At 58.6% G+C, this 1319-nt stretch carries 1 pseudogene; it reads left to right on the plus strand.

Features of this window, described 5'->3' with window-relative positions:
• A pseudogene (locus D515_RS25945) lies at positions 1-1319 on the plus strand (hypothetical protein); the annotation flags it as partial.

Raw genomic sequence — 1319 nt, forward strand, 5'->3', positions numbered from 1 at the left:
GGTACCGACGGCAGCACTACAGGTACGACGGACGGTTCGACTACGGGCGGCACTGACGGCTCGACCACGGGCACCACTGACGGTTCAACCACAGGTACGACGGACGGTTCAACGACTGGCGGTACTGATGGCAGCACCACAGGTACGACCGATGGCTCGAATACGGGCGGCACTGACGGATCGACTACAGGTACGACCGACGGTTCGACCACGGGCGGTACGGATGGCACCACCACGGGCACCACCGATGGTTCGACTACGGGCGGTACGGATGGCACCACCACGGGCACCACCGATGGTTCAACAACCGGTGGTACTGACGGCTCGACTACAGGTACTACCGACGGTTCAACCACGGGCACCACCGATGGTTCGACTACGGGCGGTACTGATGGCACTACCACAGGTACGACCGACGGTTCAACGACGGGTACGACAGACGGTTCAACCACCGGCGGTACGGATGGCAGCACCACAGGTACCACCGATGGCTCGACTACGGGTACCACTGACGGCTCAACGACGGGTACGACCGACGGTTCGACCACAGGCGGTACGGACGGAACCACCACGGGTACTACAGACGGTTCGACTACGGGCGGCACTGACGGCTCAACGACAGGTACCACCGACGGATCGACCACTGGCGGCACTGACGGATCGACCACAGGTACGACGGATGGTACGACTACGGGCGGCACCGACGGATCGACCACGGGCGGTACGGATGGCACCACCACGGGCACCACCGATGGTTCAACCACCGGCGGCACCGACGGCTCGACTACGGGCGGTACTGACGGCTCGACTACGGGCGGTACTGACGGCTCGACTACGGGCGGTACTGACGGCTCAACAACGGGTACGACCGATGGTTCAACGACAGGTACGACAGATGGCGGCACCACAGACGGTGGTGGCACAACACCAAGTGTCCTGACTGGCTCAGTAAACGAGGGAGATCCTGGTGATCAAGTGAAAACCAGTGGAGAGTTGAATGAAGAGGATTCTCAGCTATTCACTAACCAAAATAGGTCAGGTAGTTATGGCTCGTTGGCGCTGGCCGATGGTGTCTGGACATACACACTAGACCAATCGAAGGTCCAGTCACTTTACAAAGATGAAATCGTCAAGGACGAGATAGATATCATCGCGAGCGATAACAGCAAATTAACTGTTGTGATAGAGATTACAGGTACCGACGATGAGCCCGTGATCTCTGGAGATGATAACGGCACCATAAACTTGTGGAGAGACTCAGGCTTTGAGGGTGATCTCTATGAGGTGAGAGGATGGAGGCGAGGTGATGACTATTCGAT

The organism is Grimontia indica (assembly GCF_000333895.2).
Taxonomy (GTDB): Bacteria; Pseudomonadota; Gammaproteobacteria; order Enterobacterales; family Vibrionaceae; genus Enterovibrio; species Enterovibrio indicus.